13 protein-coding genes are annotated in these 8,699 nt (G+C 49.7%); all 13 read right to left on the bottom strand.

Annotated elements, in window-relative coordinates; all coding sequences use genetic code 11:
• On the bottom strand, positions 1 to 201 hold a 201-nt coding region (locus QZ209_RS12385), incomplete at its 3' end, for a hypothetical protein (RefSeq protein WP_294348531.1).
• 19 nt (positions 202 to 220) lie between these two features.
• Positions 221 to 667, bottom strand: a complete 447-nt coding sequence (locus tag QZ209_RS12380; protein ID WP_294348529.1) for a hypothetical protein — start codon at positions 665 to 667, stop codon at positions 221 to 223.
• Complete coding sequence (locus QZ209_RS12375; RefSeq protein ID WP_294348526.1) at positions 660 to 2,501, bottom strand: hypothetical protein; 1,842 nt, start codon at positions 2,499 to 2,501, stop codon at positions 660 to 662. The genes QZ209_RS12380 and QZ209_RS12375 overlap by 8 nt, the downstream gene beginning before the upstream one ends.
• Positions 2,502 to 2,620: 119 nt before the next feature.
• The gene (locus QZ209_RS12370) at positions 2,621 to 2,941 is read right to left on the bottom strand and encodes a hypothetical protein (RefSeq protein ID WP_294348522.1); all 321 of its coding nucleotides are present in this window, start codon (positions 2,939 to 2,941) and stop codon (positions 2,621 to 2,623) included.
• Between the two features lie 76 nt (positions 2,942 to 3,017).
• Positions 3,018 to 4,058 carry a hypothetical protein gene (locus QZ209_RS12365; protein WP_294348520.1) on the bottom strand — a complete coding sequence of 347 codons (1,041 nt, stop codon included), beginning with the start codon at positions 4,056 to 4,058 and terminating at the stop codon, positions 3,018 to 3,020.
• Between the two features lie 2 nt (positions 4,059 to 4,060).
• Positions 4,061 to 4,726: a phage tail protein gene (locus QZ209_RS12360; protein ID WP_294348516.1), complete on the bottom strand. Its 666-nt coding sequence runs from the start codon at positions 4,724 to 4,726 to the stop codon at positions 4,061 to 4,063.
• The gene (locus QZ209_RS12355) at positions 4,719 to 5,828 is read right to left on the bottom strand and encodes a baseplate J/gp47 family protein (RefSeq protein WP_294348513.1); all 1,110 of its coding nucleotides are present in this window, start codon (positions 5,826 to 5,828) and stop codon (positions 4,719 to 4,721) included. The genes QZ209_RS12360 and QZ209_RS12355 overlap by 8 nt, the downstream gene beginning before the upstream one ends.
• Positions 5,815 to 6,189, bottom strand: coding sequence for a GPW/gp25 family protein (locus QZ209_RS12350; RefSeq protein ID WP_294348510.1), 375 nt, complete (start codon positions 6,187 to 6,189; stop codon positions 5,815 to 5,817). The genes QZ209_RS12355 and QZ209_RS12350 overlap by 14 nt, the downstream gene beginning before the upstream one ends.
• Before the next feature lie 44 nt (positions 6,190 to 6,233).
• Positions 6,234 to 6,500, bottom strand: a complete 267-nt coding sequence (locus tag QZ209_RS12345) for a PAAR domain-containing protein (RefSeq protein ID WP_294348507.1) — start codon at positions 6,498 to 6,500, stop codon at positions 6,234 to 6,236.
• A complete protein-coding gene (locus QZ209_RS12340) occupies positions 6,500 to 6,940 on the bottom strand; it encodes a phage baseplate assembly protein V (RefSeq protein ID WP_294348505.1) in 441 nt (146 codons plus the stop codon). Before QZ209_RS12340 ends, QZ209_RS12345 begins: the two co-directional genes overlap by 1 nt.
• Positions 6,937 to 7,965 carry a contractile injection system protein, VgrG/Pvc8 family gene (locus tag QZ209_RS12335; RefSeq protein WP_294348502.1) on the bottom strand — a complete coding sequence of 343 codons (1,029 nt, stop codon included), beginning with the start codon at positions 7,963 to 7,965 and terminating at the stop codon, positions 6,937 to 6,939. The genes QZ209_RS12340 and QZ209_RS12335 overlap by 4 nt, the downstream gene beginning before the upstream one ends.
• On the bottom strand, positions 7,953 to 8,168 hold the full coding sequence (locus QZ209_RS12330) for a tail protein X (RefSeq protein WP_294348500.1): 216 nt from the start codon (positions 8,166 to 8,168) through the stop codon (positions 7,953 to 7,955). The genes QZ209_RS12335 and QZ209_RS12330 overlap by 13 nt, the downstream gene beginning before the upstream one ends.
• A complete protein-coding gene (locus tag QZ209_RS12325) occupies positions 8,165 to 8,698 on the bottom strand; it encodes a phage tail protein (RefSeq protein ID WP_294348497.1) in 534 nt (177 codons plus the stop codon). Before QZ209_RS12325 ends, QZ209_RS12330 begins: the two co-directional genes overlap by 4 nt.
• Between the last annotated feature and the right edge of the window lies 1 nt (position 8,699).

Below are 8,699 nucleotides of genomic sequence, written 5' to 3'. Positions count from 1 at the left end.
GACGACCAGTATCGTCGTGCTGTCGAGCGTCATGGTCTCTCCGACCAGATAGGCGATGTAGAGCGAACAGAATCCGAGCCCGAAATGCAGCAACACTTTCTTCCAGTTGTGCTGCACCCCTTTTTTCAGCGCGTGGAGCAGGCTCGTGATGATTCCCGCGATCCCGCTGATGATCAATCCGAACAGTTCTGGCTTTTCCATTCTGCTTTTTCCTTGACCGTCACTTTATGAGGTCATCCCCTTCTTCCTCTTCCTGTTGTTGCACCAGCTTCAGGCCCAGCCTCCGCATAGCGACGGCCACAGGCTGCTTTGTCACATCAGCAGCTGTGAACATCGCCTCGATGTCGGCAACGGTGCATGGCATTGTCTCCCCTTCATCGAGATGGCTGCCGATTCGGTCATATACCTGCTGTGCATCGCCGGGCGTGCTTGCCTGCAAAGTCCAGTCACCGGTTTCGTCGTCCTGCTCCCAGTGCTGCAGTGGGAAGTAAGATGCCATCCCCGGCAGTGGTAACATGCCTTCGGAGACGTAATGAGTTGCCTGTTCACTGCCATCGGGTGACAGCCCGGTTCCAAACATTCCTTTGCCGTTCGGCATCCGGTTCGCCAATGTCCGTCCCACTTCGTCTTGCGGGACGGGTATGATTATACATCGTTGTTCATGCATAGATTTTCGCTTTTCGGTTGAGTTCGCGTTCTATTGTCGTGATGATGGTGTCCGTGGGATTGTCGAAGACGAGCAGGAAGCCGTAAAGGCGGCCATTGTAGAACATTGACGTTCCATTTCTTGAGCCTATGTAAAGCTTATAGTTATTATAATTACCAACACCTTGATCATCTGTGTTCTCTACTTGCTGTTGACCGTTTATACGCAGCAACACAACATCGTCTGAAATTTTTGCCAAGCCCGTCATTACCATTGATGACGGAGATACTGTATCATATTCAATTGCATACCGACCAATGTCTCCTTTACTGGCAAAACCATTGCCTCCAGGCATTCTCGAATAAAACTGAAAACTACCCTGTGACATCCATCCATAAGCAGCCAATATTCTATGCTCCTCAGCACATGAGGTTCTCATGGCTGCGCTCACAAACACTTCATCGACTTCCGGTTGCATGCCGGTGACTTTGAGGTATTGGTTCGTTCCATTGAAGGCGAAGTACATCGGGAAGTTCTGCCAATCGTAATCGTCCGGTATTGCGTCGACGTCTCCCACTCGCTGGTATGCCGGCAGGTCAATGCCGTCATTACTGTAGCGCAAGTCAGCTTTTGTCGCGGTCACCTCGGTTGCTGTATCATTGATTTTACGTATAATTTCAAGTATAAATCCTGATTGATTTTCATATTGGATTGTATGCTCGACTGTATACCGTGTCGGTGTTGTGGTTAAGTCGATGACACGATCTGTTTCTTCATATGTGCCACCGTCCGTAAAACGTCTTAGCACTTTCATTGTAACAGTACCTGTGCCCGACAAAACGATGCTTCCTTTTGCCGTAGCTCCAATTGGGGCATTAGTGGCCCATGCATGGGTTATTCTCGACTGTTCTTCAGGTAAATTAATTGTATTCTTCCCTGTAACTGTCGCATTATTAAAAACCTGCCAACCTCCAGCGCTCAAATCTTCAGTGCTTCTCAACCCGTTCACCCGTGCGCTCAACACCGGTCGGTTGATGTCGGTGAGTTGGTGGGGGTGGTTGCCATACGTTTCACGCAGTGAGATGTTGTCAACGGTTATCGAGCCCGATGCCTGTTGTGAATGCAAAAAAACATGTAAAATACTTGCAGTATCGGTTACTCGCTGCACAAGTACACGATGCGTTCCAACGGCGCTTGGTAATTGTGAGCCACTCAATAGCTTGAAATCCGAATCATTGTGAACAGCCATCATAGAGCCTGTGCCGGGTTGCAATGAGTTTTCGACGACTTCATACTGCAGCCAGTACAGCGAACCGACCGGTGTGCCGCTGCCGTTTATTTCTTGCTGGAACATATTTATCGATGCTCCTATTGCGTCGACGGTTAATGCCCCATTTTCTACCGTTCCCGCCGTGCTCCATCCTGTTAGGCCATCGCTAAAATCCCCGTTCGTCACCAGCTCCGAGCCCAACCGCAGGCGCTGGCTGCCGTCGAGCATCAGGCCGACCGGCTGTTCAACACCGGTGACCGGTGTCGTGCCGTTGGCGTCCTGGTAGAGCCGGCCTTCGTCGAACATGCTGTCAATAGACATGCACTCGACACCCGTGCGGCCCCTGAACACCGCGTCCCATAGCTGGTCGGGGGTGAACTCGTTGCTGTACCCCAGGCGCTCGAGGGCAGTGTTTAAAATCGAGTCTTCCGACACCTGATACCCTAACCTATCAATGATGTCTGCTATTATAGCATCGATTTGCGCAACCTTTGTGTCTACTCCGTCATCAGCAAGCAGGTGTTTTTCACCTGCGAAATCGGTCATCACTTCATAATCATGATTGCCCCACCTTTTCGTTGGCATGTGCTATCTCCTTTTGATTTTTACGCTTGAACGGGAAAAAAGAGGACGGTTGTATTGATCACGTATAACAAGCCTCCCTGTAAGATCAGCTCCACCTAATTTCCCGATTTGCCCTATCATCAGTATTCAATGATTATTGTTTTGCCTACTCCTAAAGCCAACAGTGATAAATCCGTTGCACCCTCCGGAAGACCGAAATATTCATAGCTCCCGCTGCTTACTCGCTGCTGTGCATTTTGTTCTGTACACGGCTCTGCATCTCCCGAAACCAAAGCACGTAACCGAACATCATAATTGCCTGCCATCACCTTGACACGCCGTTTACCAGTCAGAGCGTGAGTAACAGCGGATGTGCCTGTATCGAGCTCCGTATATTCTGCGACATCACCGAGCGATGCCATCGGATGAGCTGAATATTTTGTCACATATTCTCCTGCCATATTTCTTTTCTTTTACGTTATCCGTTTTCCGTCACAAATTCCTGTGCAGATATTACCGTGTTGTCGAACCTGAAAATCATTTACCGATTGCAAAATATTCCGCCGTCTTCGCTACCCCTGTAACGATTGCCGTAAGCGTTACCCCAGCTGCTGTTTTGCTGTGTGCTGTAATTGAATCTTCTGCTGACTGCTGGTCGCCATATATTGCCGGATATACATGCAGACACGCATTCGGAAACGGTTGAGGAAAAATCACATTTATTGTCCGACTACCATTGCCATCGGCAATTGCGACAGAACCCCACTGAAAAATTAGACCGCCTGGTAATTTCAGGTAACCATTATCATCCATTGATGCCTGAAACTGGCCAAAGTGCACCGGCTGCCCGCTCGCGGTACCATCCGGGACAATCGGAGAGCTATTAAACGTTTTCACACCGGCGATTATCTGATTGCCCGTAAGCATAACCGCCCCAAGAGCCGTCAACGCTGCTTGTACAAACTCGGTCGTTGCAAGCCTCGTTGAATTGTTACCGGACGCCTGTGTAGGAGCAGTCGGATTGTTGGTAAATGCAGGAGATGCAAGCGGAGCTTTCGCAGCCAGCGCATTCGTTATTGTCGTTGCAAAATTCGGATCATCACCGAGAGCAGCAGCCAGCTCATCGAGCGTATTCAGCGCTTCTGGCGAACTGTCAACCAATGCAGCAATCGCATTACTTATTGCTGTATCGATCCCCAATGTGCCGCGTGCTGTTGCTGCATCCGCAGCAACCAGTAACGTCTTGATAAACCCGGAGACACCAAGCGTCGATAATGCCGACGATGCGTTCGCATCGTCGAGCAAAGTACGGGCGAAGGCTGTTATAGTCGATAAAGCAAAAGTGTTCGTTCCTGTCGAATAAATCATCTTCCCTGCTGCATTGACAATCAGCGTCGCCAATGCAGACAAAACAGGATCGTTTTGTAACTCCACGATTTGATTTTTCAACCATTCATCCCGGTTCGCAAGCTGCTGTGGCTGACGGTTTGCGATACCGCCCGGTCCGCCAAGAACTGGGTCGGATGTCTCGATCTGGTAAACATTGCCATATGTACTTACTGGTAATAGATTGGCCATAATTATGCTGTTCCATGGTTATAAATTCCGTCATAGTTCGCCTCGGCATTGTACCGTAATACCGCCCGCGTCCAGTTAATGGCTCGCAGATGACATCGGGCCGGGGCAAATTCTCGGCAGAACGCTTGTATCAATCCCGCTTGATCATTTGTTATTGGCCGAAGTACAACAAGAGTGTACTCGGCCCATCCGCCAATCGAGGCGTAATTGTAAAGACCGTCATACTTCACATCGCCGTTATAGTGTATATCACCTGACCGTTCGATAATCGTCAAGTTCTCTTCTTCCCAACTGTAAACCAGTCGTCCGTATCTATCGTAGATGTCCTGGTCGAACTGATCCGTCAAATACAAGGTCTCTTTACCCCCAAACCCGATTTCCGTAAGCGCCTGCCGGAGTCCTTCAGGGGTTCCCTTCATCCTGTGTATATCAATCGCCCGCTTTAAGAGCGCACGCTTCAGCGTCTCGTTCTCAGCAAGCCGACCACCCTCGTTTCCGGCAACGTGAAACTGCTCGATCAAATGCCGTAAGGCAGAAGCATCAACATTGTCGATGATGTACACCAATAACGGGGTAAGATCGATTTGCCCTATACGGTCGATCAACTCATTGAGCGCATCGTTACTGCTGTCTTTTATACCCTCCGGAACCAATCTGTTATCAGCCATCGTTATACCCGGTAACGGTTACGGTGATACCTGTACAGTTCGACCACTCATTTTCCGCATTGACAACATCCGCGCTTGGTGTTACAAGAGTTGTCTTGTAGACACCATAAACCCCATTTACAACCGCGATAATCTGTGTTTCTACAACATCACGCCCAAGCGTTGCCCGAAGCTCAGTTACATACGCCATCAACTGAGCCTCGATATTCTCTTGTACCGCTGCGCCATCGGCCCATGTGTACAGCTCAACCTGGGCTGATAGAGCAAAATCTTTACGGGTTGGAGGCAACACCTGCACAGCATCACACAACGGGCGAACGGTTTCTGCTGCAGTCGCTTTTTGCACCGCGTCAAGTATCGCTTGCGGTGGATTGCCTGTTTTTGTGAGTGGATAAATATTGACCGTCCCGGGAGTTGGAGACATTACCGCTACGTCAACAATATCTTGATGAGCAGATACAGCGTGATACCGATAAGCGCCATAGCTTCCCGCGTTCGTAAACTGCTCAGGAGCCAACTTGACCCGCGCCCGCATCGCGCTATCACTTTCCTGATCACTACCACCACTGGTCGGTGTGGTATTCGTTACGCTCTCGATGTGCTCAACAACATCGAGCAAGCTGTTTACAACACCGACAGCGTATCCATTCCCGAGTACCCCTGCCGTTTGACATACCGCCGATACATCACCGTATGTTTCACCGCCCTCGATAACGAGATTGTCTCTCGTTTCGAAGACTACACCCCCGCTCCCTGACTCAACACGAGTTCCCGCTGGAACAACAACACTGAAGAGTTTCACCCCGACAAGATGAAAACGAATTTCGCAGGCTGACGGCTGAGCCGCCAACCTGGTCACCCCGACTAGCTCACCAAGATAGTCGAGCATCGGGTACACGGCATATTCAACAAGGCACTGTTTCGCTGCTTCCTGTATTCCGATCCGGATAAGGCTTTCGCGGTACGCAATCAAATCGATAAGGAGACGTTCAACCTGCGCCGGTTGCAGCACCTTCCCTGTCGTAGCCTCATAGCTGGCGATCATCTCGCTGGTAATCGCTTTCGGGTCACGAGTTATAAAGGATGGTTCAGGCAGTGCCATATACGACAACCTCAGTTTGATAGACTGTATCGCTTTCGCTCAATGTCCATTCGATTTGTAATGTTACATGCGCTCCCTCTACCACCGGCACAACCTTGACAACCTTGATCCGGATTTCCCAGATGTTGATTGCATCGACGGCTTCTCGGATGATGTTCGGGATTGCCTCGTTGACAGGGTGATCGATATACTTCCACAAATCTGTGCCGAACAGCGGCTCGTGTGTTCGGCTCCCTTTCTGAGTGTTGAGAATAACACTGATGCACTGATTGATGTCGTCCAAATCCTCGACAATCTCCCCGATTTCGCCAAGCCGGGGGCTCCAATCAGTAGCGGTTATGTTGTGGATCAGTTCTGCCATATCTGCATCTTATGACAAAACCTGTTTTTTTTCCTGTTGGGAAATTAACCACCGGCAAACACGTCGCCGGAACCGGTCGCGGGGTGACCACATGACGCTTTATCGCCTTGCCGACAAACGCCGATACTCTCAGCAAATACCGTTGAACTGCTTTCTGCCATGACCGGCGAGTCATGCGGGGGTAATCCATGCCCCTGTACAGCGCAGCCAAGAACAGCAACGTACGCGCTGTTGATAAAAACACTCGGGGCGAGTGCTTCGATAATCGTTCCTCCTGCTGTGTCTACTCCAACCCTCGATACACCAGGCATCAGTTCATATCAATTCGCGGGGCCGTCATCTGAATGTGTGTCCCGCTGGTTATCGCTATATCTCCGCCGGCCTCAATATCAATTTTGCCGGTCGCCGTCACCTCAATATCTCCCTGCACGGCTGCCGTCAGCTTGTGCTCTGACCGATCGTACTCAATAGATGTCCCGTCTTCAAATGCGATGTGATATTTATCCTGGCTGTTGACCGGTGGTGTATCGGCATCGCTGTATATTGCCCCGAGGACAACTCCGAACTCGTCATGCTCATCCATCAAGCAGACAACATGTTCCTGCAAGTCCGGCATCCAGTATGCCTTATCTTGCAGTGTTTTTTTCTGCATGACAGGCAACCAGTATGATACTATTCCGTCACGTTCAGGAAATTTCACCCGAACCCTGCATTGTTTCGCATCGGTCGCGATAACGAGCCCTATCTTCATGCTTGCAGATTCTTGTTATTTGCAGTCGTTGTTTGTATATCGATGTCGGTTGTATACCCACCGCCTCGTGTCATCGAGTGCCGCGCTTTGACGACCTGATACGTTCCGTCGAGCACACCGAAACCAACCATCACGACATTACCGCCAGCAGCCAAACGGGGTGCCCCCGGCATAGAAACTGTTCCTTCAATCTGCGATCCGTTCCTGTTTCTCAATGCCGCTTTCGCTTTGACGATTGCGTCAGCCTTGCTCTCGCATCTATCGTAAAGCTTCAGTGTGTCGCCCGTCGTCACTCCTTCAGCTTGTTGTATGTGAGTAATGACCTTTTTTGTCTGCGGATCATGATACCAGACCTCACATGCTTTGTAAATAAGATCCGTTTTTGACCGGAACCGGTAAGATGACGTATCCAACATGCGGTTGATTGTCATCATGATCTCTTTTGAATCGAGCAGGGACATATCATGCCAAACGAGCTGCTCGTCTTTGACGGTAAAAATCACACCTTCAGATTCACCCAAACGCCGTAGGAACGTCAAATCGTGCTCATTCCGCTGTGTGATTCTCCTCGGCCTGCGCTTCGCTTTTTCTTCAGACACATCTCCGATCAGAGTCAGCCCGTGTTTCCCGGCAATTTCTTCTGCAATCTCCTGCAGTGTTTTGTTTTCATAAGCAGCCGTGTTCTCTGTACGTAATGCTTCTTTCACTCCCGCGGATAACGCCCTGAGATTTACTGTGTCCGGTGGTCCGCTTAGCTCGACTTCATCAACCTGGAAGACTCCGCAGTTTACAAGCGCCTCATCGTTATAGCCAATAGCTAACCGCACATTATCCCCCTTCTGAGGCCACCAACCGTTTTTCCACTGATGGTTCCGGTCTTCGAGACGTATATCAAGATGATCGGCCTCACCTTTTAAAACATCGCTGTAAGTAATGTTCAGGATATAAGGAGAGACATCTTTCGTTATGTCCTTACCCTCGTACTCGAGTATCCAGCCCGGTTGCCTTACTTTTATCTCTTCCATGGGGGTAGGCTTTCCGTTGCTTCGTTTTCAGCTTTTTCTTGAACAGGTATAAGCAGCTTGATTCCGGAAGGCAAAACCGGAGTCATCGTCACATCAGGGTTGGCAACAATGATATTCTCATACGCTGTTGGATCACCGTAATACTCCCACGCGAGCAAGTCCCAGCGGTCGCCATCTTTCGTGATGTGCTCAATGACCTTCATTGCCTCACGATTGATTTTTTATCGACCGCGTAAAAATCACCAGTATGCGTTTTTATCGGCACGACCACTCGTTTCGAGTTCGGTTTTTGCTGATTTGCTTCACTTACTGCTTTGGCTTCACTTTTTTTCTCTGCCCTCCTTCCTTCAAGCAGGTCGGGTTCGGCCCACTCGTTCAATTTCACCTTACAGTATATCGCCTGTAACGTTCCATCTTTTGCCGTTACCGCTGTTGTTCTCTTCAGCCCGGACAGCACAAACGTGCCTATCACCTGCCCGTTCCCCATCGTCACGGTAAACGCCTTGTGAGCGTTTATCATGTCAACAAGCTTTGTCCAAGCTGCTTGCGGGTCGGTAAAGCTGACATGGAAGGAAAAACTTAGATCGAGTTTATCAAGCCCCTGCCCCATATATTGCAACAGTGGTTTTCCTTCAGTGACCTGCATTTCCGCATAGTCCGCTTTTTTCTCGATCTCGTATGTGGTTGGACTTTCAAGTCGTGCATAACCGACAGCACCGAGCATTATAAACATA

The organism is Prosthecochloris sp., assembly GCA_015482705.2.
Classification (GTDB): Bacteria; Bacteroidota; Chlorobiia; order Chlorobiales; family Chlorobiaceae; genus Prosthecochloris.
Note: the sequence above shows the minus strand (reverse complement) of the source record. Positions and strands in the feature narration are given on the sequence as shown.